This window comes from Streptococcus suis (assembly GCF_019794555.1).
Taxonomy (GTDB): Bacteria; Bacillota; Bacilli; order Lactobacillales; family Streptococcaceae; genus Streptococcus; species Streptococcus suis_AB.
In genome coordinates this window covers 1-26,421 of sequence record NZ_JAIMEP010000010.1, presented here as the reverse complement: position 1 = coordinate 26,421, position 26,421 = coordinate 1, and the positions used below count along the sequence as shown (strand labels likewise).

Below are 26,421 nucleotides of genomic sequence, written 5' to 3'. Positions count from 1 at the left end.
ATTCCTTGGTGTATTATAGCATTTTTTTATCATAAGCAAAACAATAAACGAATTATTGTTATAAAAACATGTAAAAAAACAGGCTAAACGACCAAAAGGCGAACGGGAACAAAAAAACATCGTCAATTGTATTGAAATAAGTGAATTTTTCTGTTAGACTAAAAAATATTATTTAGGAACAAAAAGGAGAAACAATGTCTCAGAAAACAACAAATGAACATTCATCAGAAATGCTCTATGGAATTGATGAACAACCACCAAAAGGGATGGCTGTGTTGCTTGCTTTTCAGCATATTTTAGCAGCTTTTGCAGGAATCATCGCAGTGCCTCTTGTCGTTGCAAGTGCTTTGGGGTTATCAGTAGAAGATACTTCTATTATGGTATCGGCCTCAATCTTTGTTGCTGGGATTGCAACTATTTTGCAATCTAAAGGTGTTGGCCCTGTAGGTTCACGTGTTTCTGGTATGATGGGAACGGACTTTACTTTTGCTAATCCAGCAATCAGTGTTGGTAGCCAATTGGGAATTGCTGGTATCGTGGGTGCAACCATTGCGGGTTCATTTGTTGAAATCATTTTGAGTCGTTTTGTGAAACCCTTGATGCGTTTCTTTCCACCATTGATTACAGGGACCGTTGTTTCCCTCATCGGTATTACCCTCATGCCAGTAAGTATGGACTGGGCAGCTGGTGGAGCTGGCGCTTCAGACTATGCTTCAGTTGAAAATATCAGTATTGCCTTTATCGTCTTGGTCTTTACTCTGGTATTGAATCATTATGGAAAAGGAATGCTGAAAACAGCGTCAGTCTTCTTCGGTATGGTCTTTGGATATGTCCTCTGTATTTTGCTTGGAAAAGTAGATATGTCTGCTGTTGGAGAGGCAGCCTGGTTTGCTCTTCCTAAAATTTTCCACTACGGTGTAAAATTTGACTTATCTTCGATTTTGGCCTTTATTCCTGCTTATGTTGTATCCTTGATTGGTACGGTAGGGATTATGATGGCAATTGGAGAAGCATCTAACCAAAAAATTTCTTCTGAGCGGGCAGCAAATGGTGTTCTGGCAGACGGTGTTGGTTCTTTGATTGCTGGTATCTTTGGTGCAGGTCCAAATACGGCCTTTTCACAAAATGTTGGTCTCATTACCTTAACAAAAGTTGCTAGTCGTCATGTTATGATTATTGCGGGTGTTATTCTTGCTTTACTTGGTGTCTTTCCAAAATTGTCTGCCTTGATTTCCATCATGCCTCAGCCTGTTCTTGGTGGTGTTGGAATTATCATGTTCGGTTTGGTTGCTGCTCAAGGGATTAAGACGCTTGCAACTGTAAAAATTGGTGACCGTGAGCTCTTGATTATTTCCATTGCCTTTGCGCTTGGTATCGGTGTGACGGTACGTCCAGAATTGTTGAGCCATCTTCCGTCAGCGTTACAAATGGTCTTATCCTCAGGAATTTCTACAGGTACTTTAGCTGCACTCATTTTGAACATGGTTTTAAAAGAAAAATAATATTCAGATGAGGCTGGGCAAAAAGCCCAGCACCGCTTCACAAAATTAGTGTCAACATCTCAGCGCAGTGGTTGATTGGCAGATTTGTTCGTGTTTTACACTCCAAATCTGACCATTACGACTGATGCGAACAGAGTTCGCTTCATCTCCAACCTCAAACTGTCTCCCAGACAGTTTGAGCTGTGCGGGGGTGGAAAGACGAACTCTTCTATGAATGGTCGAGTTCTTTCCCACTCCCATTCTTATAGATAGTCATAATTTATTGGTATTGGCCGGGAGAATTTGGTTTTGGTATACTGTAGTAAATGGTGAACAGAGGTATAAATGACACACTTTAGAGCAAGTATTGAACAAAGCTGGGCAATTGGCTCAGTTCTTTCAGGTACAAAATGCCTCTGTAGCAGGATTTTCGATTGGGATTATCACTATCAATTTAAACTATGTCAAGTTGCCGGGTAATGTAGCCAACATGACTACTTTTTCTTTTCCAGTTGTCTATGAGGATATTGTTTTAGAAATTGAGGATCTGTTCAATGGTGAGGAGAAACTGTTTGGAAAGGTCATTGAGGCAGCTAAGAAGTTAGAGAAAAAGGGTGTGCGAGCCATTGTAGGCGCCTGTGGTTATTTTAACCATTTTCAGGAGCAGGTGCGAGATGCTGTAGCAGTTCCTGTCTATCTTTCTAGTGTGCTTCAAATTCCCTTGATTAAAATGGGACTCAAACCAGATCAGAAAATTGCGGTACTAGTAGCAGATGGTGAGGGAGCGAGTGCAGACTTTTTCGCCAAAGCCAACGCTTCCATTTCAGACTGTATTGTCAAAGAGATAGGTAGTCTGGATAGTTTCGCTCCAATTCGTTACAACAAACCATTTTTGGACAATGGGCGTTTGAAGTCAGACTTAGTAGCAGTCGTTCAGGATTTGCAAGCCAACCACCCAGAAATTGGTGCCATTTTGCTGGAATGTAGTGACCTACCTCCCTATGCTGCTGCTCTACATAGAGAAACAGGACTACCAGTTTTTGATTTTACTACCTTGATTAACTGGGTCCATTCAGCGGTCGTTCGTAGAGAATTTTATGGATATATGTAACAGAAAACTCCGATTAGAAACATCTAGTCGGAGTTCTTGCTTATTCAGCTTGTTGGTCATGGTACCACTCTCCCCAGTCTGACATAGAGTCGAGGATTGGTTTCAAGGAACGACCGAGTTCTGTTAGAGAGTATTCCACACGGGGTGGAACTTCGGGGTAGACCTTTCGGTCCACAATACCCTTGGCTTCAAGGTCACGAAGGTTACTAGTTAAGACTTTCTGGCTGATGGAACCAATGGAGCGTTGTAATTCCCCAAAGCGCTTGGTATCATTCATCAGGTCACGTAGGATGAGAATATTCCACTTGCCACCAATCAAGAGCAAGGTCGTTTCGACTGGACAGGCTGGCAAATCTTGAGGTAATTTTTTACTGGTCATGGCTTCCTCCAAAATTTTTTCAAAAAAACTTAGGTCACTTTCTCATTGGAAATATACATTTCTTACTTTTGGGTAACTACCCTACTTTAAGGTGTATACTTTCTAAAAGATACTGATAGTGTTAGTATAATGGCAGAGCTTGAAAAAAGCAAGGAAAATATATTATTTAAGGTGGAGTTAAAATGGTGATTCAAAAAATTGATCATGCCAAAAAATTGCTTGCAGAAGCAGAAGTAATCGTGATTGGAGCAGGCGCTGGTCTGTCCAGTGCTGCGGGCTTGACCTACTCAGGCCAACGATTTGAGGAACATTTTGCACCTTTTATCAAGTCCTATGGGCTGACAGATATGTATTCCGCTGGATTTTATCCCTTTACAACTGAGGAGAAAAAGTGGGGCTACTGGAGCCAGCACCTCTATCTCAATCGCTATCAGACAGGCAGCTTGCCACTCTATCAGGATTTGTATGAGGTGGTGGCAGGTAAAAATTATTTTGTTATTACCACCAATGTAGATAGTCAGTTTGAAAAGGCGGGGTTTGACAAAGAAAAACTCTTTGAAGTCCAGGGCAATTATGGAGAGTTTCAATGCTCCGTTCCTTGCCATGATGGTGTTTATAATAACCAAACAGCCTTGGAAATCATGCTTACCAACCGTCAAGGCTTGGAGGTCAGAAGTGAGGACATTCCCAAGTGTCCGAAATGCGGGGCAGATATGATGAGCCATTTGCGAGTGGATAATCGTTTTGTCGAAGATGCTAGCTGGTACAGACAAGAAGAAGCTTACATTGCATTTTTACAGGAAAATGCGGCGAGAAAAATTGTCTTTTTGGAACTGGGTGTGGGCTTCAATATGCCAACTATTATTAAATTCCCCTTTGAACGTTTGAATGAGGCTCTGCCAGCTGCTAGTCTGATTCGGCTCAATCTGGAAGACCCAGAACGTGAGGGCATTATCACCATCAACCAAGATATGCAGGAGGTGGTAAGAGCATGGAAAAACTAGAAAAATTGATTCACTATCTGGCGCCTGATCTGGATTTTCCTCAGACAGAGGACGAACAAGAATGGGCCTTGCGAGCCTTGATGAACCTTTGGGAGCCCAAGGTCATGCCGGCGGAGTTTTGGAGCTTGCAAGATGCCTATTTACAGGAAACATTAGCTCAGAAAAGGGTGACAGGTCTTTCCGACTTACAGGAAGTGGAGCCGCAGATTTATCTCTGGCAGGGAGACATTACTAGCCTAGTAGTTGATGCGATTATCAACGCGGCCAATAGTCAGCTCTTGGGTTGCTTTGTCCCACATCACTACTGTATTGACAATGCCATTCATTCACAGGCGGGGCTTCAATTGCGGTTGGCTTGTTATCAGCTCATGAAGACTCAAGGGCACTTGGAAGCAACAGGTCAGGCCAAGATTACACCAGCCTACAATCTGCCAGCTAAATATATCATTCACACGGTTGGACCGATTATTCAGGCGGAGGTCAGTCCTCAAGATGAGGCATTGCTTGCCTCCTCTTATCAAAAAAGTTTGGAAGTGGCTGTGGAAAATGGGCTGACCAGTATTGCCTTTTGTTGCATTAGCACAGGCGAGTTTCGTTTCCCTAATCAGCTGGCCGCGGAGATTGCGGTAAAAACTGTTCGCTCTTTTATCAAGAAACACCCGAATATTAGGGTTGTCTTCAATGTTTTCAAGGATTTAGACCGGGAAATCTATCAAGAACTCCTGCAGAGATAAATAGTCAAAAAAATTGACTATCTTTCTTTTTCTGATAAAATAGTAAAAAAGATTGACTAATTACAAAGGAGAGAGCAGATGAAAGCTGTTGTGGTTTCAAAAGCTGGTGGGCCAGAGGTTTTGGAAGTAAAAGAAATTGCCAAACCGCAAGTGAAAACAGGCTGGTCCTTGGTAAAAATCAAAGGCTTTGGTATCAATCATTCGGAGATTTTTACTAGACAGGGTCTGTCACCAAGTGTAGTGTTTCCACGGATTTTGGGGATTGAATTGGTCGGCGTGATTGAGGAAACGACAGAGCCAGACAGGTTACCAGTCGGGCAAAAGGTTGTATCCATCATGGGTGAGCTGGGCCGAGCCTTTGACGGTGGCTATGCAGAGTACGCCCTGGTGCCTAATCAAATCCTCTACCCTGTTCAGACTGATTTGGGCTGGGCGGAGCTAGCTAGTGTCCCTGAAACCTACTATACCGCCTACGGTTCCATGAAAAATCTCAAGCTGGAAGCGTCAGATCGGATCTTGGTGCGTGCGGGGGCTAGCGGGGTTGGACAGGCCTTTGTCAAATTGGTGCGGAGCCAGTTTCCAGATTTGCCAACCTACGCTTCTGTCCGCAAGCTAGAAAAGACCAATCAGCTGCTTGCCTCTGGTTTTAGCCAAGTCATCCTCGAAAAAGAGGGGCGTTTGCAGACGGACCTGACCTTTACCAAAATTTTTGAATTGGTCGGGCCTGCTACCCTGTCGGATTCACTAGCTCATCTGGAGGAGGGTGGTATCATCTGCTCGACTGGGCAGCTGGGTGGCAAGTGGTATCTGGAGAACTTTGATCCCATTGAGCAGTTGCGGCAGAATGTCTATTTGACTACTTTTTATTCGGGCAATGTCAATCAGGAAAAGTTGCAGGAGATGTTTGACTACCTAGCTCATTATCAGGTGCCAGTTGGGCCGGAGAAGATTTTTAGTTTGGATACCATACAGGAGGCTCACCGCTATTTAGAAGGGGCGGAGGCTTTTGGCAAGGTGATTGTGCTGAATAGGGAGGAAGATGATGACAGAATTGAGACAGCGGAGTAAGGCCTTGGCCCGTATCTTTGACCAGCAGGTCGGGCTCTATGAGGGTTATGCACGGCGACAGGGGCTAAACGGCAAGTGCCTATCGATCCTTATGTGGCTTTATTATCATCCCGGAGGTGTGACACAGAATTTGGTCAGTAAGAGGACTTACTCTAGTAAGCAGGTGGTCAATGCCACCATTAAGAAATTTCTTGATAAGGGCTATGTCTTTTTTGAGGAAAATCCAGCAGACAAACGGTATAAGAAGTTCAAATTGACCGAGGAAGGCCGTGTCTATGCCAGTCGGATTTTGGACCCCTTGGAAGAGGCGGAAAAAACAGCCCTGTCCCAGTTCAGCTTGGAAGAACAGGAGCAGTTACTAGACCTCTTTGGTCGCTATGGGCATGCCTTGACGGAAATTTTGGGAGGAGAAACCAATGATTGATTACCAAAATGTGTCCTTGACCTATCAGGTCAACGAACCAATCTTGAAGAACTTGACTTTTGACATTCAAGAGGGAGAATTCTTTGTTTTGATTGGACCAAGCGGTAGCGGAAAAACAACCACGCTGAAACTGATCAATCGCCTGATTGAGCAGACAGATGGAGATATTCGGATTCAGGGCAAGCGGCTGAAAGACTTTGACCTACGAGAACTACGCTTGGAAACTGGCTATGTTCTGCAACAGATTGCTTTATTTCCAAATATGACAGTGGCTGAAAATATCGCTCTTATTCCTGAGATGAAGGGGATGAGCAAGCAAGATATTCTAAAAAAATCCAGAGAGCTTTTAACTAAGGTTGGCTTGGATCCAGATAGTTATCTGGGGCGTCTACCCAAGGACTTGTCTGGGGGAGAAAAACAGCGGATTGGGATTCTGCGGGCCATTATTGCCAATCCCAAGGTCTTGCTGATGGACGAACCTTTCTCAGCCTTGGATCCAATTAGCAAGGGGCAGTTGCAGGACTTGATTAAGGAGTTACACGAGGAATTCAAGATGACAACGGTTTTCGTTACCCATGATATGGATGAGGCGGTTAAGCTGGCAGACCGTATCTGCTTGATGAGGGCAGGAGAAGTGGTTCAATTGGGTACGCCTGATGAACTTCGTAACCAGCCTGCCAACGACTTTGTCATCGAATTTATGAAAAATAGGGGAGGTGCCTAATGGATCAGTTGATTGCAACTTTTATCGAACGCAAAGCAGACTGGCTGACAGCCCTCTTTGAGCACCTGCGAATTTCCCTCTTGGCTTTGATCATCGCTATCGCTATTGCGGTGCCACTTGGCTTGATCTTGTCCAACAAGAAAAGGCTGACCGAGTGGAGCTTGCAGGTGACAGGTGTTTTCCAAACCATTCCATCCTTAGCACTTTTAGGTCTTTTTATTCCCTTTATGGGTATCGGTACTTTACCTGCAGTAGTGGCCTTGGTCATCTATGCAATTTTCCCTATTTTACAAGGGACTTTAACTGGACTTTCGGAAATCGATCCGTCGCTGGAAGAAGCTGCGACAGCCTTTGGGATGACTAAGCTAGAAAAACTGCGTAAATTCGAGCTGGCCTTAGCTATGCCTATTCTTATGTCTGGTATTCGGACGGCTTCCATTATGATTATCGGGACGGCAACACTTGCTGCCTTGGTCGGTGCAGGTGGTCTTGGCTCTTTTATTCTCTTGGGAATTGACCGAAATGACTCAGCCCTGATTTTGATTGGAGCAGTGTCGTCAGCTGTCTTGGCAGTTCTCTTCGGCTCGATTATCAAGTTCTTGCAGGACAAGAAGCCACGGACCATTTTGGTGGCTCTTTTAGTGACACTCTTGACAGTCGGAGCTAGTTATGTTCCACTCAATCAGTCGTCATCGAAAAAGCTGGTCATCGCTGGGAAATTGGGGGCAGAGCCTGAAATCCTCATCAATATGTATAAACTCTTGATTGAAGACCAGACGGATATCGAGGTGGAGCTGAAGCCAAACTTTGGCAAGACCAGCTTCCTCTATGAAGCCCTCAAATCAGGCTCGATTGATATTTATCCAGAGTACACTGGTACCATTACGACCACCCTTTTGACCAATCCACCGTCTAATCTGTCCAATAACCCTGAGGAGGTTTATACCTACGCTAAAGAAGCGATTTTGGAACAGGATGGTCTGATGTATTTAGCACCAATGGCTTTCCAGAATACCTATGCTTTGGCGGTAACGGAAGACTATGCTCAAAAAAATGGGATTGAAAAGATTTCGGATTTGGCAAAAGTGCAGCAGACAGCTGTTGCAGGTTTCTCATTAGAGTTTAACGACCGTGAGGATGGTAATGTCGGATTGACCAATCTTTATGGACTAAACCTCAATGTCAAAACCATGGAGCCTGCTCTTCGCTATGAAGCCATTAAAAACGGAGATGTGCAGCTTGTCGAAGCCTTCTCGACAGATAGCAAGGTGGTCACTTACAAGCTGAAAATCCTAGAAGACGACAAACAGCTCTTCCCACCCTATCAAGCCGCTCCGCTATTGACCAAAGAAACCCTTGAGAAATACCCTGAGTTGGAGCAAGTCCTAGGGACTTTGGCGGGGAAAATCTCGACCGAGGAAATGACCCAGATGAACTATGCGGTCGATGTGGAAGGCAAGTCGGCAGAGCAAGTGGCGAGGGAATACTTGGAGCAGGAAAATTTACTAAAATAGGAGAAAATCATGTCACATCAACTAGAAAATGCTAAAAATCTCTATCTCCGTGGCATTCGCGACGGGGAAATCAAGGAAGTTCATGAAAACTATATGGGAGCCACTTACACTCAGCACAGTACGGGTGTTCCTGATGAGAAAGAGGGATTTGCGGCTTTCTTTGAGGACTTTTTCAAACGCAATCCCAAGCGGGAAATAAATATTGTTCGTGCCATTGAAGACGGAAATTTTGTCTTCGTTCATGTCCACCAGAAACTCAATGATGGTGAGGCTGAGTGGGTGACAGCGGACATCTTCCGTTCAGATGCTAATGGTCGTATCGTTGAGCATTGGGATGTTATCGATGCCTATCCAAAAACCATTGGCCAAACAGACCCGATTTACGCTGACTTTGAGCTGACAGACCTAGACAAGACCAAGGACAACAAGAAAATCGTCCGTCGTTTCTTGGTCGATGTCCTTCAAAATGGGGAAATCGAGAAATTTGACGACTATGTGGCAGCTGATCTTATTCAGCACAACCAAGAGATTGCCCAAGGCGGTGCGGCCTACAAGGACTATCTTGTAGAGAATCAAGTCACCTACGACTTTGTCTTCAAGGTGATGGGACAGGGTGATTATGTGGTGGCTTATTCTAAAGTCTGGATTGCAGGTCAGGACTACGCCCACTTTGACATCTATCGCCTCAAAGACGGCAAGATTGTCGAGCACTGGGACAATAAGGAAGTCATGCCAGAGAAAAAAGATTTGACGAATTTAGGGAAGTTTTAAGAGAAAAAGAGAAGCGGGCAGAATATTTTCTGCCTCAGAACGTAGACAAACTCCTAAAAATATAAAAAATTGAAGAAGTTTGCAAAAGATAGCAAGTCATTAAACTCTTAGAAACGTTGATATTTCGGCGTTTTTGAGAGTTTTTTATTTTCAACATAAAGAAAAAAGATTGAAGAAAATTGTCCAAAATGGACTTTTTCTTCAATCTGGGGCAGAATATTTTCTGCCTGTTTTCTTATTTTGAGAAACAAATTAAACAGATGGACAAAAATTGTCCACCTGTTTTTATATACTCTCTCTAGAGTACATAATAAATGAGGGGGATGAAAATGAATTATTATCATATCAGGATTATGGGAGTGATACAACAATTAGAAAATCCTAGTGAATCGTTTATTCAAGAAAATAATTGGATGTATTTTTTGAAGGAAAAAGAAGATTTATTTATTGTAACGGGAGCTGCAAATACAAAACGAGAAATAGCAAAAAAGGTTCAGTCACTTTGGGAAGTGGATGTCTATTTAGATGGCTATTCTTCAATAACTGAGGATGATTTTATTGACAAAGTTGGACGTGAACAGTTGGGAGAATTTGGTTATTTCTTATTGAAGCAATCAAAGGAAAATAAGCAAGGTCTTACTCCGAATGAGGATGTTTTATCAGAAAATATGAGTGGACTTACTACATTCAAAAATAGTATTCAGCATCTTATAAACTATTTAGACTATCAATCAAACTATTTAGAATCGCATACGAAAGAGCCGTTTTTCTTAATTTTCAATGGTCAAAAAGGCAGTGGGCGAAAATATGCTCTCCAATATTTAGAACGCTTGTTCGACTTGAAAGCGGTTGATATTCATTGTAGCGAATATTTTCTTCCCAAGACTGATGAAAAGCAATTTCCAGTTGTTTATGACTATTTTAAGGCAAGGGCTCGTCCTAAATTAGAACTTTTCGCTAATATCAATGCGAAGAGGGAGAATAATATTTGTATTCTAATTGCCCAATCGACTGAAGAAGCTAAAAAAATAGAAATGGAATTACAGGAGGAATACTATAATGTAAATAGAATCGAGTTTCCTCCTTATACAAATGACGAACTGGTTGAAATTGCTATTCAACTATTAGCAAAAAGACGAATTAGTATAGACAAGAAAATTGTTAGGGAGTATGTAGAAAAGGCTTCAAATCTCAACAATGCAAAAGATATTCGACGAATGGTTCAGAGAATCCATGAATATGCGGTGGCAACCAATTATTGTCAAGAAAATGGATTGCTGGATCTGGGTCACTTTAGTTTGCAAAAGGAACAATCTAAAAGCAAATGTGGCCAAGCTGAAAAGAGGCTGAATCAAATGATTGGTCTTCAATCTGTCAAAAAATTAATCAGACAACAAGTTGCTTTTGAACAACTATCTAAACTTAGGAAAGAAAAAGGCTATCATGTTGAAGAAAGTAATGGGCACTTGTTATTCACAGGAAATCCAGGGACAGGTAAGACAGAGGTAGCTCGCCTTTATACAGAGATCCTGTATGAATATGGCTTGATTGCAGAAAACAAGATAGTAGAGGTGGGAAGAGCAGATCTTATTGGGGAATATGTTGGCCAAACAGCACCAAAAATAAAAAAGGTGTTTGATAGTGCAAGTGGTGGTGTACTGTTTATCGATGAAGCTTACAGTCTGATTCCACAGAGTGAAAGAGATTTTGCCAATGAAGCTATACCCACCATTATTCAAGAAATGGAAAATCGTCGCAATGAGGTAGTTGTTATTTTTGCCGGTTATAAAGAGTTGATGCACAATTTCATAGACACGAATCCGGGATTACAATCTAGAATTTCAAACATCATTCATTTTGAAGATTATTCCGTGGATGAACTCAATGAAATTTTTAGAATAATGTTGAGTAATAAGGGCTATTCCATTGAATCGAGCTGTGAGAGTGCATTGCACTTGCACTTTTTGAGTCGTATTAGAAATGAACATTTTGGTAATGGACGCCATGTTCGTAAATTAATAGAAGCTATCTTGTATCAACAGGCGACTCGGGTAATGGAAAGGATAGGTAAGAGGGATTTGGATGAAACAGAGATGAATGCCGTAATAGAAGTTGATATTAAGAATGCCATTCAAGAATTATCAGAGTTGGAATCAACTCAACGGTTAATAGGTTTTGGATTACAGGGATAGAAGAAAGGAATTGCACATGAATAACAATGGTTTGAACGAAAACGCTGTGTTTAATGATATGGAAATTTTAGAAATATTTATCGATTTGCTATACAGAAATTTGGACTCGGATACCAAGGTGAGAAGCTCTTTTGACAGCATCAATCGGGAAGTGAGCGATTTTCTTGGAATCCCTCAAAAGAGCTATATCGGACAACTTTTATACATTATTTCGGATGTTGATCACATCAGAAGGAGCTTTGTTGACCACATAGAATTTTACTATCAAGAGATGAATAGGAAAGTGAAAAGAGTAGTCGGAGTCAGTCTGGCTATAGAAATAGTACAAAATGTTCATTTTCTAGAAGAATTTGATGTTGTGATGATTGAAAATATTGAAGAATTTTATAATAGTACCGATGCGATTCAGAAGAAGTTGGCAAGAATTTTAGAAAGCTACCTAAAAACAGGTGGGAAATTATTGGTAACTGGTTGCGAATTTGATAATTCAAATGACGCATTGAGCAAGATTCTCTACCAAGGAAATTTATTGAATTTGACTTGCTAAGAGTGTTATAATCTTTTTAGAATTGAGGTTTCTATGAACGATCAGGAAAGATTACTTACTATATTTTTACGTTTGCAATCAGGAGCACATCTGAAAAAGCCACAGTTGGCAGATGAATTTGGAGTCAGTGAGAAGACAATTCAGAGAGATTTTGCTCTGCTAGGAGGATTTATCGAAAGTCAGCCGATGATTGCAGCAGAGTTAGCCTATGATTCTAAGCACCATACTCGCTTTTTGAAAGGGAAATCACTTTTTAACAAAAAGGAAATTCTAACCATTTCTAAGATTTTGCTAGAAAATCGTGCTTTGAATAAGGAAGAAAATAAGGCTGTTTTAGATAGCTTATTTGCTCTGGTATCGAAAGATGAGCAGAAAGAAATTTCTGCCATCATCGCTAGTGAACTCTTAAACTATGCCCCGCTTTCAGATACTCAAAATAGAATCGATAAGATTTGGGAATGGTCAGAGGCCATTCGTAAGGAATTGGTATTAGATATTCGCTACCAATCTCCCTACAATGTAGAAAAGAAACACACAGTTTTTCCTGTGTCACTCTACTACGATAGTCATTACTTTTACCTTGTAGCTTATAATCTAAAACATTCATCCTATATGACTTTAAAGTTAGATAGGATTTTAGACTGGAAACTTTCGACTGAGAAGAAACCGGATATTTCTTATGGCAAAAAGTTTCGAGATGGTGAGGTACGGAATAAGCGCGTGGATTCCTTTATGGGACGGGAATTAACCATAAGAGTCAGATTTAGCTATGATCCAACCATTGTCTTGGATCAATTTCCGACAGCAAAGATTATCGAAATCAACTCCGAAGGCAACATCATTGAATTTGTAAGTCAAGACACACCAGGCTTAAAACGTTGGTTGCTGAGTCAGGCGGATGCCCTGACTGTGCTTTCCCCGACTTCGCTTGTAGAAGATATGAAACATTTCCTCAAAAAGATGCAAGAAAACTATAAAAATTAGATATATGGGACACTATTTGTCCACTCTGTGTATTAGAATGGATGTATCAGTACTATAACTCTTGATTGAAAGGAGGGGAAGTATATGCAAGAATGGATTGTGGTAGATCAATTTGGAAATACGATTGCAGGACCGTTTTACGATAAAACAGCTGCGGAAATGCATGCGAAAATGATTCCGAATGCAAGTGTAGAGAAAAAATAGGAGAATAAGTAGAATGACTGATATTACTTTGAGGCATATGACGTTAGAGGAGCTTTTGAAGGACAATAGGCTCCATATCCCAAATTATCAACGCCCTTATAAATGGCAACGTAAACACATTCGCCACTTATTCTATGATGTCAAAGAAGTTATAGATTCTAAAAAGGACATTTATCAAGTTGGATCTCTTATTTTACATGATAAAAAACAAACTTTAGATATTGTTGATGGACAACAACGGACAATTTCCATTGCGTTATTTTTACAGGCTTTAGGAAAGTTGAATGACTATATCGGTGCCCAGCAGTTACTAAATCAAAAATTTGACGTGGTTTCGTGTCAACATGCTAAGGAAAATTTTGAAGAGTGGAAAATACTGATTGACCTTGATGATGAAAAGGCGCAAAAAGTTTGTGACTTTCTTCTTAAAAATTGTGAAATTGCTGTTATTACAATGCCACATAATCGATTATCTGAAGCTTTCCAACTTTTTGATTCTCAAAATAATCGGGGAAAAGCCTTAGAGCCACACGACCTGCTTAAAGCCTATCATTTGAGAAATGCCTCTGAAATCAGTGAAGATTTGATTGAAAATTGGGAAAAAATTGTTACAGACGAAAAGGTCAATTTAAAAGATTTATTTAACCAATATCTTTTTAGAGTGCGACGGTGGTCAATTGGCGAAACTGGGTTGACTAAACGTCGTCAGGGTTCATACCTTCGCTTTACAGAAGATTTTATCGATGATTTTAAAGGTGTCGGTTTACATCATAACGAATACCCTTATTTGAATCTCTTTAGACTATTAAAAGCACAAAATATTGATTATCCTATTTCTTTAACGATGCCAATTATTGATGGAGAGTACTTTTTCTCTTATATTAATCAGTCACACAAAATGATTCAAAATAGAGAAACTTGGTTTGAAAGTCTCAGTCTAGATTCCAAAATGCTCAAGATTTTATATTCTACTAAACAACGCTATAACCGGAATCGTAATTTATTCGATAATCTAGTATTGCTTTTTGTGGATAGGTTTGGTCAGGGAGCTTTAGATAAAGATATTGTTGAAACAATTTTTATATGGGCCTATTATCCACGTATAAAAGCGCGTGCCATTTATGATAGCACTTTAGCCAATTATGCTGCGGGTGGAATTTTTCAACGGCGTACAGTTCAAAAATTATTTCAGCTATTACATCATGCTAGTACACCAAGCGATTTTTTGCAGAAAATCAATCGTGATCAATTTGAACATTTTACCTTGGAGAAAATTCTTGAGGAAGAGGAGCTTAATAAATGACTAAGACAGCTACTTTGACAGTTACAAAACTTCTGACTGAAGATGAATACATTGTTCCTCTTTATCAGCGAAATTTTTCATGGACATATGATGAGATTGAGCAATTGCTTATTGACATAGCAGATGCTTACAACGAACGTGAAAAACGTCCTGATTATTATATCGGAACACTGGTTGTTCATCAAAAAGGAAATATGTACCATATTATTGATGGGCAACAGAGAACAACAGCTTTGACTTTGTTGGCATTGGTTTTGAGAAATGAGTATCACATTCAAATCCCTGACTTGAAACTCTTAAATTTTGAAGCGCGTAAGCAGTCCAATGCTTCTTTGCAGCAGTTATTTGAGAATAGCAGTGCTGAATTTGAGAATATGGATGAGATTATTAGGGGTTACCAAAACACCAAATTAGCACTCAATAAAATTCTGTCCGAACAGATTAAAATGGAAGCGACAGTATATGCGGAGTACCTCTTTCAACACGTCATTATTTTTAGAAATATGCTACCTACTGACTTAGATTTGAATCTTTATTTTGAGCGGTTTAATTCAAGAGGGGAGCAATTGGAAGCTCATGAAATTATTAAGGCTCAATTGATGGCGAAGCTTGATGATGAAGAAGCTGCTAAGTTTGCTAAAATCTGGGATGCCTGTGCAGATTTCGAAGAACCAGTAGTTAAAGCATTTCAAATGAGAAGGAAAAGAAAGGAAACGTTCAAAGAAAGAGAAAATATTTTTGGTTGGCATTTTTCAAATTATAAATTAGCCAATATCTATCGATTTATTGATAACACAAATAGTTCAAAAAAAAGTATATTAGATACCCTAGAAGACTCAAGTTCATTGGTATTTGATGACATCGTAGACGACGAAGAGACTGGAAAATATACAACCGTAATTAACTTTGAAACGCTACTCTTGTATACTGTTTCTATTATTGAAAATATTCCCCCACAAGATGTTCAGTTAGATGATAAGAAACTTCTTGATGTCTTTACGGTGAGTGAAAAAGGAGGGGATTGGGTCATTTACTTCTCGGAAACTTTATTAAGTATTAGACATCTATTTGATAACTATGTCATTAGAAATGCAAGCGAGGATACATCAAGGCGGTCAAAAAACGACTGGTTTCTTAGCAAAGGTACTTATTATGAGTATCAAAGAGACAATCGGAAAAATACAGATTTCTTTGTAAAAGAACATTTCGAGAATAATACTTTTTCGGATAAAGCAGTGAATGATACCATTATTATGCTTCAGTCTATGTTTGCAGTGACCTTTACATCAAATCGAGATAGTCGTTGGCTATATGAGACTCTGGTCTATCTATTCAAGAATGTTGAACATTTGCAAGATGAAGTATTTGGACACCAGTTTGTAATTTTTCTAGAAGCGTTGGCAGTTCGATATGCTGAAGGACGGTTATTTATAGAAGATGGTCGAAAATTTAGATGCTACCCTAATATGCCTATCTATGCTTTCAATTTTATTGATTATGTCTTATGGAAAAATCAAAATAATCTACAGGAGTACTTTTTTGATTCAAGGAATTTTAGATTCACTTATCGTCGTTCCGTTGAACATTGGTATCCTCAGAATCCAAATTTTGAAGATAGTGGGATGTTAAGAATGTCTGATAGTCTGCTTCATTCTCTCGGAAACCTTTGTATTATCACGGACAGTCAAAATTCGAAGTTTGGGAACTCTAGACCTCAGGCCAAGTATAGCCAATGGGAAAAGATATTTGGAAACCAAAGTCTAAAACTGCAATGGATGGCTAAACTTACTGGAAATTCGGATGACAATTGGAATAGTGAGGTAATCAGGGGGCATGAGGACAAGATTTTAAAGTTAGTTAAGGAATTTATTGAAAGCACGAAAAACATTTGATTTTTCAAACTTTTAGTATATGTCAGAAATAAATCCCTTGCCAAAATCCGAATGTTTATGATACAATGAAAAAAGCGTAGGTTTTTAAACTCATCCCGTGAGGTGAGAAAGACAACAGGATAATTCATTAAGGGCCTATGACTATGAAAATTTAGAAAGTCTGGGTCTTTTTGTGTACCCAGAGCGGGAGAATGATGAATACAAAAGCCAACCTTTTGTTTGATGTCCATGAGAAACCAGCTCCTCTTCAGGGGATTTTGCTCAGTTTCCAACACGTGTTTGCCATGTTTGGTGCAACGATTTTAGTACCTTTGATTTTGGGAATGCCCGTATCCGTGGCCCTATTTGCATCTGGTATTGGAACCCTGATTTACCAAGTAGCTACTCAATTTAAAGTACCGGTTTATCTTGGTTCTTCGTTTGCCTATATTTCAGCTATGGCCTTAGCTATCAAAGAAATGGGCGGAGATATCTCAGCAGCACAAACAGGTATTTTCTTTGTTGGTCTGATTTATGTACTGATTGCAGGTCTCGTCAAAGCCATTGGTACAAAATGGATTGATACTCTATTACCACCCGTGGTTATTGGGCCTATGATCATCGTTATCGGTCTTGGCCTTGCCAATTCGGCAGTTACTTCTGCAGGTTTTGTGGCGGATGGTGACTGGAAAAATGTTGTTGTAGCTATTGTCACTTTCTTGATCGCGGCTTTTGTCAATACCAAAGGGAAAGGCTTCGCCAAGATTGTTCCATTCTTAATTGCCATTATCGGTGGTTATATTGTTGCTCTCTTGCTTGGTCTGGTGGATTTCACACCTGTGCTCGAAGCGGCTTGGTTTGAGTTGCCAGGATTCTATTTACCATTTGAAACAGGTGTATTCAAATCGTATAATTTTTACTTCGGACCTGAAATGGTTGCCATTTTACCAATTGCTGTAGTGACTGTAGCTGAACATATCGGTGACCATACAGTTCTCAGCCAAATCTGTGGTCGTCAGTTCTTGAAAAACCCAGGTCTCAGTCGTACCTTGATTGGTGATGGTGTAGCGACAGCTGTTTCAGCTTTAATCGGGGGTCCTGCCAATACGACTTATGGAGAAAATACAGGGGTTATCGGTATGACTCGCATCGCGTCAGTATCGGTTATTCGCAATGCTGCTTTGATTGCAATTGCTTTCTCATTCTTGGGTAAATTTACAGCTCTTATTTCGACCATTCCAAGTGCCGTTCTCGGAGGAATGTCTATCTTACTATATGGTGTTATTGCATCAAATGGTTTGAAAGTATTGATTGAAAGTCGAGTAGATTTCGGTCAAGTTCGTAACTTAATTGTTGCAAGTTCTATGTTGGTATTAGGACTTGGTGGTGCAATTCTGAATATTGGTGCGATAACCCTTTCAGGAACAGCCCTCTCGGCAATCGTTGGGATTATCCTTAACCTCATTTTGCCCAAAGCTGAAAAAGCCAAGTAATTACACTCGATTTTGAAGTCAGCTCAGGCTGGCTTTTTTTATGAATTGTGGTATAGTAAAGGAAAAAGGAGAAGCTCGTGAAAGCATTAGCAAAAGAAATGTATAGCAACACTCTTCATATTTGGTATGAGACAGATGTAATGGCAGACCACGAATATGGTCGAATTTTTGATACTAGTTCAGCCAGCTTAAATGATGTTGCGGTTAGAATACAGGCAGATGTTGTGGACAATCCAAGTGTCGAAGCTATCTATTGGTATATGGGGCAAGGGTTGGATCAAATCGTGCTGATGGCCCGTTATCAGCAAGGCAGTTTGCAAGTTCAGGTCAACCTCAAGGACTTTGATTTTGCCCTGCATCTGGATGCGATTGAAATATGGAAAAACGACTTAATTGAAGCAGTTCAAACAGGTCTTTCGGAGAAATAGCAGAGCAGCTCATCAATTGCTCAAATCAGTTGACAAAAGCACCGTTCCTTGATAGAATGGATAAGGTCCAAAAGGACAAATCTAGCTTTTTCTTGGTCACAGGTCGCCAACCTGTCACTCGGATTGAGCTCAATAAAAAGGAGTATACATTATGGCAATCTCAAAAGAGAAAAAAAATGAAATCATGGCACAATATGCGCGTCATGAAGGCGACACAGGTTCAGTTGAAGTACAAGTAGCAGTACTTACTTGGGAAATCAACCACCTTAACGACCATATCAAACAACACAAAAAAGACCACGCTACTTACCGTGGTTTGATGAAAAAAATCGGTCGCCGTCGTAACTTGTTGGCATACCTCCGCCGCACAGACGTTAACCGTTACCGCGAATTAATCAATTCACTTGGCTTGCGTCGTTAATTAGCAGGTATAGAAACAAAAAAACACAGCACCAGTATCTTGTATACTGAGCTGTGTTTTTTTTATCGTAATAATTTAGAAAATTATTATGCATTTCAGGTTTTTATATTACAAATTTTCAATCCAATATCGGAGCATGCGGTCGCCGTCGTCAGGATCGATGCGGGTATCTTCGTAGACGCCGCCGTTGGCTAAAATCGTTTTTTGAGAGCCAATGTTCCAGTCGGCTGCAGTAATGAGGACGCGATTGATGCCCAGAGTTTTGGCTTCTTGCAGAGCGAGGGCCAATTGCTCTTTGGCGTAGCCCTTGCGCCGTTCATTCGGATGAATGGAGTAGCCGATGTGACCGGCGATATGGACCAAAAATTCTTGATTGAGATGATGGCGGATATTGCAAATGCCCACCATTTTTTTGTCCTGCTCGCGAATGCAGATAAAAGTTGAAGAAGAAGCGCGGTTGGGACGACAGGTCGCTGGAGATGCTTCGTTTTCAACGTGCTCCAGCCATTCCTCAACTGCTTCAAATTGTTGCAGTTTGCCACCACCATGAAGATGTTCATTGCTAAATGCTTCTTTATAGGCTAAGATTTGGTTCTTCCATTTTAAACTAGGAACTACAAGATGGCAAGTTTCCATTTTCTACCTCCAACTATTTTGAATAGTTTATCATGAGTATGTTTTCTTGTCAAAAATAGTTTCAAGCCTTTATTTCTACCTAAAATATGATAAAATAAGAATTATGCGTGATTTTGTGCAAAAGAGAGTGAAACAAGCTGTTTGATTGTCTTTTGTAGAAAACACGCAAGAAAAATTTCAGAAAAAAACAGGAGACAATTCATGTCAAAACAAGTATTTGAAACGGTTTTTGCTGGCAAGAAACTAGTCGTTGAAACTGGCCAGGTTGCCAAACAAGCCAATGGTGCGGTAGTTGTTCGTTATGGAGATTCAACAGTATTAACTGCAGCTGTTATGTCTAAGAAAATGGCAACTGGTGATTTCTTCCCCCTCCAAGTTAACTACGAAGAAAAGATGTATGCTGCAGGGAAATTCCCAGGTGGCTGGATGAAGCGTGAAGGCCGTCCGTCAACTGATGCGACCTTGACAGCTCGTTTGATTGACCGTCCGATTCGTCCAATGTTTGCGGAAGGTTTCCGTAACGAAGTTCAAGTCATCAACACAGTCCTTTCTTATGATCCAGATGCATCTGCTCCAATGGCAGCCATGTTTGGTTCCTCATTGGCATTAGCGATTTCAGACATTCCATTCAATGGTCCAATTGCTGGTGTTCAGGTTGGTTATGTTAATGGCGAATTGATTATTAACCCAGATCAAGCTCAACAAGAAGCATCCCTTTTAGAATTGACAGTTGCTGGTAACAAAGACGCTATCAACATGGTTGAATCGGGGGCCAAAGAATTATCAGAAGATGTGATGTTGGAAGCACTCTTGAAAGGTCATGCAGCCATTCAAGAACTCTTGGATTTCCAAAATCAAATCGTGGCAGCAGTCGGCAAGGAAAAGGCAGATGTGGAGCTTCTTCAAGTGGACCCAGAATTGCAGGCTGAGATTGTTGCAGCTTACAATGACGATTTGAAAAAAGCGGTGCAGGTTGAAGAAAAATTGGCCCGTGAAGATGCGACCAATGCCGTTCGCGAGACTGTCATCGCAGCTTACGAAGAAAAATACGCTGAGCACGAAGAATTTGACCGTATCATGCGTGATGTCCATGAAATCTTGGAACTAATGGAGCATGCGGAAGTTCGTCGTTTGATAACTGAAGACAAGGTTCGTCCAGATAGTCGCCGTGTTGATGAGATTCGTCCTTTGGATGCAGAAGTAGACTTCTTGCCAAATGTTCACGGCTCAGGTCTCTTTACCCGTGGTCAAACGCAAGCCCTTTCTGTCTTGACCTTGGCACCAATGGGTGAAACCCAAATCATCGACGGTTTAGATGATGAGTACAAGAAACGCTTCTTGCATCACTACAATTTCCCACAATACTCAGTTGGCTCAACTGGTCGTTACGGAGCACCAGGTCGTCGTGAAATTGGTCACGGCGCTCTTGGTGAGCGTGCTCTTGAGCAAGTTTTGCCTAGCTTGGAAGACTTCCCTTACGCTATCCGCTTGGTAGCAGAAGTCTTGGAATCAAACGGTTCTTCTTCACAGGCTTCTATCACAGCTGGTACCCTCGCCCTTATGGCAGGTGGTGTGCCAATCAAGGCCCCCGTTGCAGGGATTGCCATGGGTCTGATCTCAGACGGTACCAATTACACCGTCTTGACCGATATTCAAGGTCTTGAGGACCACTTCGGCGACATGGACTTCAAGGTAGCTGGTACTCGTGACGGTATCACAGCCCTTCAAATGGATATTAAAATTGACGGTATTACACCACAAATCTTGGAAGAAGCCTTGGCACAAGCTAAGAAGGCACGTTTTGAAATCCTTGATGTTATCGAAGCGACTATCCCAGAAGTTCGTCCTGACTTGGCACCAACTGCACCGAAGATTGACACTATCAAGATTGATGTTGACAAGATCAAGGTTGTTATCGGTAAGGGTGGAGAAACCATCGATAAGATTATTGCAGAAACTGGCGTGAAAATCGATATCGACGAAGACGGTCTTGTGGCGATTTTCTCACCAGACCGTGCTGCAATTGAGCGTACAAAAGAAATCATCGCTAGCCTTGTCCGTGAAGCAAAAGTGGACGAAGTCTTCCAAGCAAAAGTGGTTCGTTTGGAGAAATTCGGTGCCTTTGTCAACCTTTTTGACAAGACCGATGCCCTCGTCCACGTTTCTGAAATGGCTTGGACACGTGTCAATAAACCAGAAGATTTGGTTGAGGTTGGCGATGTTGTAGATGTTAAGGTGATAAAAATTGATGATAAGGGACGTATTGATGCTTCTATGAAAGCTCTTCTACCAAAACCAGAAGGCTACGTGGAACCAGAAAAACGTGAACGATCAGAAAAACCTCGTCGTCATAAAGAACACAAAGAGAAAAAAGATAATAACTTTGGTGAATTTAAATTTCATAAAGTAGATAAAAAATAATAGTGAAGTAGGCAAGTCCCGAAATGGACTTGTCTTCTCGCTAGAAGGAGAAGACATGGGTTGGTGGAAGGATACCATAGAAATTGTAAAAGAAAAAGATCCGGCGGCACGGAACTCCTTGGAAGTCCTTTTGACCTACCCAGGAGTCAAGGCGCTGGCTGCTCATCGTCTCTCTCACTGGATGTGGCAAAATGGTTTTAAATTATTAGCTCGGATGCACAGTCAGTTTTGGCGTTTTTGGACCAATATTGAGATTCATCCAGGTGCCGAAATTGCTTCGGGAGTCTTCATTGACCATGGAGCTGGTTTGGTTATTGGTGAGACAGCTATTATTGAGTCTGGTGTCATGCTTTACCACGGCGTAACGCTGGGTGGAACGGGTAAGGATACGGGCAAACGCCATCCAACTGTCCGAAAGGGTGCCCTTGTCTCTGCACACGCACAGGTTATTGGACCTGTTGAAATCGGAGAAAATGCCAAAGTGGGTGCAGCTGCCGTTGTCCTAGCCGATGTGCCAGCAGATGTGACAGTGGTCGGCATGCCAGCTAAAATTGTCCGTGTACACGGTCAAAAAGATGAAAAGGTCATTCATGACATGGAAGATGGCCGTGAACACTACACGACTAAGCTTGCAGAATTACGAGAAGCCAGCCACCATTCGTCGCATTTGTAGGAAAGCCTTCCTATGTGAGTAGTTATAGAGATAAGAGGTAAGCATGATAATAGCAACTAATGTTCTAAATCCCAAGCAGTTATCCGCTGCAAAAACTCTGATAAGCACTGTGCAATCCCATGACGGCACCTATCGTGACCCTTACCTGTCAAATATGCTCAACTTTGACCCTGAAATGCCAGCTTTTTTCTTGGCCTATCAAGGTGAACAGTTGGTTGGACTCTTGACTGTGTATGCCGATGATGAGGATGTGGAACTTGCGATTATTGTGCACCCAGCCTACCGCAGACAGGGGCTGGCACGCAAGCTCTATGATTGCTACCAGATGAAGACGGCTAACTATCCTATCGCTAGTGTGACCTTTCAGACAGAACGTGTATTTCTGGACAAGCACCCAGACCTTGCGCTAGCATGGAACTTGGTAGAAGATACGGATACTGAGACATGGCTGGGACGTGAGCGAGAGCCTTATCAGTTCTCGCAACAGGCTGAACTCACAATAAGCTTGGCACAAGCTCACCATGCAGACGACATTGCGTATTTCCAGACAAAGGTCTTTGATAGCGACTATGAGGTGGCTCTTCGTTACGCACGTGAGGCTATCGCTGATGCGGATAGCTTGCTTTATCTTTTGGAACATAGCGGAGCGGTTATCGGTTCTTGCACAGTAGATATATCGACCGATGATAACTATCTTTACGGTTTAGCTATTGCACCCGACCAGCAACAAAAAGGTTACGGCACTTACTTAGTCAAAGCTGTCATCAATGACCTTATCACGAAAAACGACAACCCCTTTCAAATCGCCGTCGAAGATGACAACCTCATCGCTAAGCGGCTGTATGAAAATATCGGTTTTACCAAGCAGACACAAGTGGTCTACTTAGACCCGAAAGAAGGTTGATATGCTGCTAGAAGAATTTGAAAACACCTCTGCAGTTATTGAACCGACGGATGCCTCTATTCGGGGTGGTGGTGAAACCTGTAATACTTTAATTCTGTCATTTAATGGAGAAATCATTGAGAGAGTTGCCGAGTTAGAAAATGTATATGAGGGTGGAGCTCTTCACAATCTAAATGGCCAGTTGCCATGGTATATTTATGAAGAAAGTGGAGTGAGAGTTGGTGTCATGTTAGCCCCAATTGGAGCTTCTATGATTGTTGGGAATCTAGAAGAATTGAGAGCCAAAGGGTTTCAAAATTTTATTGTATTTGGTACTTGTGGAGTACTGGATCGGTCTATTGCAGTAGATAAGATTATCCTACCAAGCTCAGCCTTACGCGATGAGGGAACTAGTTATCATTATGCACCAGCCAGTGATGAGATTAGCTATCATTCGAAACTATTATTGACCATGGAAGAAGCCTTAGATCAAGCAGGAATTGAACATGTTCGGACTAAGACATGGACGACAGATGCATTTTATAGAGAAACAGCAGCTAAGGTTAAACGTCGCTTGACTGCTGGGGCAATGGTGGTTGATATGGAAGCATCAGCTATTATGGCATGGTCCCAGTTCCGACAGGCTAATGTTTATCAATTTTTCTACACAGCTGATTATGTGGATCACCATAACAATGAGTGGGATACTCGTCGTGAGGAGAGAAATGTTGACTGTATGACTTTCTTTGAAATCGCGATGGACATTGCTAAAAAATTAGAAAGTACAGTATGTTAAAAGAATTAGTGAAACAGAATTGGCCCTATATCTTGACTTCCATCGTTGGAACGATTCTATTTGTCGTTAAATTTTCACAAGGTAATTGGCAGGTTGGGATGATTTGGTTGGCAGCAACAGCCTATTGGCTAGTAAAACTATATCAAAAATACCAAATCTTGAAGAATGTTCAGAAGTAAAGGAGCATCTATGATTAAAATTTACGATACCATGACCCGCAGTTTACGTGATTTTGTACCCTTGGAAGAAGGCAAGGTAAAAATGTATGTCTGCGGACCAACGGTTTATAACTATATTCATATCGGTAATGCACGAAGTGTGGTAGCTTTTGATACCATCCGCCGTTATTTTGAATACCGTGGCTTTGATGTAGCTTACATTTCAAACTTTACGGACGTGGATGACAAGATTATCAAAGCTGCAAATGAAGCTGGTATGACAACAAAGGAATTATCTGATAAGTTTATTGCGGCATTTAAGGATGACGTGGCAAAATTAGGAGTTAAACCTGCAACCAAGAATCCTCGTGTTATCGATTATATGGACCAAATCATTGATTTTGTCCAAGCTCTATTGGATAAGGGCTATGCATATGAAGCAGAAGGGGATGTTTATTTCCGTGTTGAAAAGGCAAAGAATTATGCCCGTTTGGCCAATAAAACTTTGTCAGAGTTAGAAGCTGGAGCATCTGGGCGTGTCGATGGAGAGGGGCAATTGAAAGAACATCCATTTGACTTTGCCTTGTGGAAATCAGCTAAGCCAGGAGAAGTGTCATGGGAAAGTCCTTGGGGTCTAGGTCGTCCAGGCTGGCATATCGAGTGTTCGGTTATGGCAACAGAGATATTGGGAGATACCATAGATATTCATGGTGGCGGAGCAGACTTGGAGTTTCCGCACCATACCAACGAGATTGCCCAATCAGAATGTAAAACAGGCCAGACATTCGCAAATTACTGGATGCATAATGCTATGCTGAATATCAATGATGAAAAAATGTCCAAGTCATTAGGGAATTTTTTAACTGCACATGATATGTTGGAGAACATTGATGGGCCAGTTTTACGGTTTTTCCTTGCGACCCAGCACTATCGCCGACCACTGAACTACACGGAGAAAGCTATCTCCGATGCGGAAACTAATTTAAAATACTTAAAAAACACCTATACTCAACCAGTGCTGAATGTGTCTAATCACACGGTATTAGCTAAACATTTAGCGGCGTTCGAGACTGCAATGGATGATGATTTTAATGCTGCAAATGGCATTACAGCAATTTTCGACTTTGCCAAATGGATCAACTCCGGAAACTATGATGCCATTGTCAAGGAAGCCTTTGGAAAAATGTTGGCAGTCTTTGGAATTGTCTTTGAGGAAGAGGTCTTAGACAGTGAGATTGAAGCCTTAATTGAGGAGCGGCAAGTAGCGCGTGCCAATAGGGACTTTGCAACAGCGGACCGTATTCGGGATGAATTGGCGGAGCAAGGGATTAAATTATTAGATACAAAAGATGGCGTGAGGTGGACACGTGACTAGTGTAGTTGATGTGAACCTTATCAACGGAATTGCTCTTGCTTTTGAAGGTGACGCAGTATATTCTATGTATATCAGGCGACATTTGATATTCAAGGGATTGACCAAGCCCAACAAATTACACAGTGAAGCAAATAAATACGTCTCGGCAAAGGCACAAGCCAGTCTTATCGTAGCTCTCTTAGAAACTCAGCTATTAAATGAGAAAGAAGAAGAAATCTATCGAAGAGGTCGTAATGCAAATAGCCACACAAAGGCTAAAAATGCAGATATTGTGACTTATCGTATGTCTACAGGTTTTGAGGCAGTTTTGGGCTACCTCCATATGACAAATCAATTTGAACGACTCGATGAGCTTATCACTTGGTGTATTGAAACAGTAGAAAACAAATCCATATAAAGAAGATAGTCTGATGAGATTGTCTTCTATTTTTTTATCAGATAAGATTTTGAATAGAATTTACTCTCCCTACCAACTGAAATTCTCTAGCAGAACCATCCTTCTGCCTCCGTAAAATAAGAAACAAACATAGCTCTAGCTTCAACCAGTAGACATGAACAATGCTTTTTCTAATTCCTACATTCCATTACCTACAAAAAAAGTTAATACATAGCCGCTGTTTATTGAATTGTCAAAGGATATAATCTTTGCTATGACACGCTGATTTTTTCAACTCTAAACGATTTACTGGATCGTCAAAAATAAAAAAAACCCAAATTTCAAGTTGAAATTAGCCACCCATAAGAAATTCACTCGGCGACTTGTAGTCCAAGCATTTTTTAGGGTAGTTGTTAATCCAATTTTCGATAAAAGCGACTTCTTTCGAGG

At 41.1% G+C, this 26,421-nt stretch carries 26 protein-coding genes; 24 read left to right on the top strand and 2 right to left on the bottom strand.

The genetic code is table 11. The features are described from left to right. The first annotated feature begins 194 nt into the window (after positions 1–194). A complete protein-coding gene (locus K6V48_RS05930) occupies positions 195–1,502 on the top strand; it encodes a nucleobase:cation symporter-2 family protein (protein ID WP_222368499.1) in 1,308 nt (435 codons plus the stop codon). 346 nt (positions 1,503–1,848) lie between these two features. Next, positions 1,849–2,592, top strand: a complete 744-nt coding sequence (locus K6V48_RS05925) for an aspartate/glutamate racemase family protein (RefSeq protein WP_172071767.1) — start codon at positions 1,849–1,851, stop codon at positions 2,590–2,592. A gap of 40 nt (positions 2,593–2,632) precedes the next feature. Here K6V48_RS05925 and K6V48_RS05920 read toward each other — a convergent pair whose 3' ends face one another. Further along, entirely contained in the window at positions 2,633–2,971 is a 339-nt protein-coding gene (locus K6V48_RS05920) for a winged helix-turn-helix transcriptional regulator (protein WP_172066565.1), read from the bottom strand. Between the two features lie 182 nt (positions 2,972–3,153). Between K6V48_RS05920 and K6V48_RS05915 the strand changes: the two genes are divergently transcribed. The 15 genes from K6V48_RS05915 to rpsO all read left to right on the top strand — a co-directional run bounded on the left by K6V48_RS05915 (position 3,154) and on the right by rpsO (position 18,653). After that, positions 3,154–3,975, top strand: coding sequence for an SIR2 family NAD-dependent protein deacylase (locus K6V48_RS05915; protein ID WP_261311057.1), 822 nt, complete (start codon positions 3,154–3,156; stop codon positions 3,973–3,975). Next, positions 3,963–4,709, top strand: a complete 747-nt coding sequence (locus tag K6V48_RS05910; protein ID WP_222368498.1) for a protein-ADP-ribose hydrolase — start codon at positions 3,963–3,965, stop codon at positions 4,707–4,709. The genes K6V48_RS05915 and K6V48_RS05910 overlap by 13 nt, the downstream gene beginning before the upstream one ends. 78 nt (positions 4,710–4,787) lie before the next feature. Next, the gene (locus K6V48_RS05905; RefSeq protein WP_222368497.1) at positions 4,788–5,777 is read left to right on the top strand and encodes a zinc-binding dehydrogenase; all 990 of its coding nucleotides are present in this window, start codon (positions 4,788–4,790) and stop codon (positions 5,775–5,777) included. Further along, the gene (locus tag K6V48_RS05900; RefSeq protein WP_222368496.1) at positions 5,752–6,201 is read left to right on the top strand and encodes a MarR family winged helix-turn-helix transcriptional regulator; all 450 of its coding nucleotides are present in this window, start codon (positions 5,752–5,754) and stop codon (positions 6,199–6,201) included. Before K6V48_RS05905 ends, K6V48_RS05900 begins: the two co-directional genes overlap by 26 nt. Next, positions 6,194–6,925, top strand: a complete 732-nt coding sequence (locus K6V48_RS05895) for an ABC transporter ATP-binding protein (RefSeq protein WP_222368495.1) — start codon at positions 6,194–6,196, stop codon at positions 6,923–6,925. The genes K6V48_RS05900 and K6V48_RS05895 overlap by 8 nt, the downstream gene beginning before the upstream one ends. Beyond that, on the top strand, positions 6,925–8,439 hold the full coding sequence (locus K6V48_RS05890; protein WP_222368493.1) for an ABC transporter permease/substrate-binding protein: 1,515 nt from the start codon (positions 6,925–6,927) through the stop codon (positions 8,437–8,439). Before K6V48_RS05895 ends, K6V48_RS05890 begins: the two co-directional genes overlap by 1 nt. Before the next feature lie 9 nt (positions 8,440–8,448). Continuing rightward, positions 8,449–9,210 (top strand): nuclear transport factor 2 family protein, encoded by a 762-nt coding sequence (locus K6V48_RS05885; protein WP_222368490.1) that lies wholly within the window; start codon positions 8,449–8,451, stop codon positions 9,208–9,210. Positions 9,211–9,539: 329 nt separating this feature from the next. Then, positions 9,540–11,402 (top strand): AAA family ATPase, encoded by a 1,863-nt coding sequence (locus K6V48_RS05880; protein WP_261311056.1) that lies wholly within the window; start codon positions 9,540–9,542, stop codon positions 11,400–11,402. 16 nt (positions 11,403–11,418) lie between these two features. Continuing rightward, a complete protein-coding gene (locus K6V48_RS05875; RefSeq protein ID WP_029751930.1) occupies positions 11,419–11,949 on the top strand; it encodes a hypothetical protein in 531 nt (176 codons plus the stop codon). 33 nt (positions 11,950–11,982) lie between these two features. Then, the gene (locus K6V48_RS05870) at positions 11,983–12,933 is read left to right on the top strand and encodes a helix-turn-helix transcriptional regulator (protein WP_222368486.1); all 951 of its coding nucleotides are present in this window, start codon (positions 11,983–11,985) and stop codon (positions 12,931–12,933) included. A gap of 217 nt (positions 12,934–13,150) precedes the next feature. After that, positions 13,151–14,440: a DUF262 domain-containing protein gene (locus K6V48_RS05865; RefSeq protein ID WP_222368484.1), complete on the top strand. Its 1,290-nt coding sequence runs from the start codon at positions 13,151–13,153 to the stop codon at positions 14,438–14,440. Continuing rightward, the gene (locus K6V48_RS05860) at positions 14,437–16,332 is read left to right on the top strand and encodes a GmrSD restriction endonuclease domain-containing protein (RefSeq protein WP_222368481.1); all 1,896 of its coding nucleotides are present in this window, start codon (positions 14,437–14,439) and stop codon (positions 16,330–16,332) included. Before K6V48_RS05865 ends, K6V48_RS05860 begins: the two co-directional genes overlap by 4 nt. Before the next feature lie 194 nt (positions 16,333–16,526). Beyond that, positions 16,527–17,804 (top strand): uracil-xanthine permease family protein, encoded by a 1,278-nt coding sequence (locus K6V48_RS05855; protein WP_222368480.1) that lies wholly within the window; start codon positions 16,527–16,529, stop codon positions 17,802–17,804. Between the two features lie 77 nt (positions 17,805–17,881). Continuing rightward, positions 17,882–18,232: a hypothetical protein gene (locus tag K6V48_RS05850; protein WP_172006714.1), complete on the top strand. Its 351-nt coding sequence runs from the start codon at positions 17,882–17,884 to the stop codon at positions 18,230–18,232. Between the two features lie 151 nt (positions 18,233–18,383). Next, positions 18,384–18,653, top strand: coding sequence for a 30S ribosomal protein S15 (rpsO, locus tag K6V48_RS05845; protein WP_024391455.1), 270 nt, complete (start codon positions 18,384–18,386; stop codon positions 18,651–18,653). 108 nt (positions 18,654–18,761) lie between these two features. On the opposite strand, the gene K6V48_RS05840 is transcribed toward rpsO, so the two are convergent. Further along, positions 18,762–19,289 carry a GNAT family N-acetyltransferase gene (locus tag K6V48_RS05840; RefSeq protein WP_222368479.1) on the bottom strand — a complete coding sequence of 176 codons (528 nt, stop codon included), beginning with the start codon at positions 19,287–19,289 and terminating at the stop codon, positions 18,762–18,764. 201 nt (positions 19,290–19,490) lie between these two features. Here K6V48_RS05840 and pnp point away from each other — a divergent pair, with 201 nt between their 5' ends. From pnp to K6V48_RS05805, 7 genes are read left to right on the top strand one after another with little or no spacing between them, the layout of a single operon-like run. Further along, a complete protein-coding gene (pnp, locus tag K6V48_RS05835; protein WP_222368478.1) occupies positions 19,491–21,710 on the top strand; it encodes a polyribonucleotide nucleotidyltransferase in 2,220 nt (739 codons plus the stop codon). A 55-nt stretch (positions 21,711–21,765) separates the two neighbouring features. Beyond that, positions 21,766–22,383: a serine O-acetyltransferase gene (gene cysE, locus K6V48_RS05830; protein ID WP_024391461.1), complete on the top strand. Its 618-nt coding sequence runs from the start codon at positions 21,766–21,768 to the stop codon at positions 22,381–22,383. Between the two features lie 43 nt (positions 22,384–22,426). Beyond that, positions 22,427–23,287: a GNAT family N-acetyltransferase gene (locus tag K6V48_RS05825; RefSeq protein WP_222368477.1), complete on the top strand. Its 861-nt coding sequence runs from the start codon at positions 22,427–22,429 to the stop codon at positions 23,285–23,287. 1 nt (position 23,288) lies between these two features. After that, positions 23,289–24,062, top strand: coding sequence for a nucleoside phosphorylase (locus K6V48_RS05820; protein ID WP_172055793.1), 774 nt, complete (start codon positions 23,289–23,291; stop codon positions 24,060–24,062). Then, positions 24,056–24,241: a hypothetical protein gene (locus K6V48_RS05815; protein ID WP_024391464.1), complete on the top strand. Its 186-nt coding sequence runs from the start codon at positions 24,056–24,058 to the stop codon at positions 24,239–24,241. The genes K6V48_RS05820 and K6V48_RS05815 overlap by 7 nt, the downstream gene beginning before the upstream one ends. A 10-nt stretch (positions 24,242–24,251) precedes the next feature. Then, the gene (cysS, locus tag K6V48_RS05810; protein ID WP_160863988.1) at positions 24,252–25,595 is read left to right on the top strand and encodes a cysteine--tRNA ligase; all 1,344 of its coding nucleotides are present in this window, start codon (positions 24,252–24,254) and stop codon (positions 25,593–25,595) included. Further along, the gene (locus K6V48_RS05805) at positions 25,588–25,992 is read left to right on the top strand and encodes a Mini-ribonuclease 3 (RefSeq protein WP_024391466.1); all 405 of its coding nucleotides are present in this window, start codon (positions 25,588–25,590) and stop codon (positions 25,990–25,992) included. Before cysS ends, K6V48_RS05805 begins: the two co-directional genes overlap by 8 nt. The last annotated feature ends 429 nt before the right edge of the window (positions 25,993–26,421 follow it).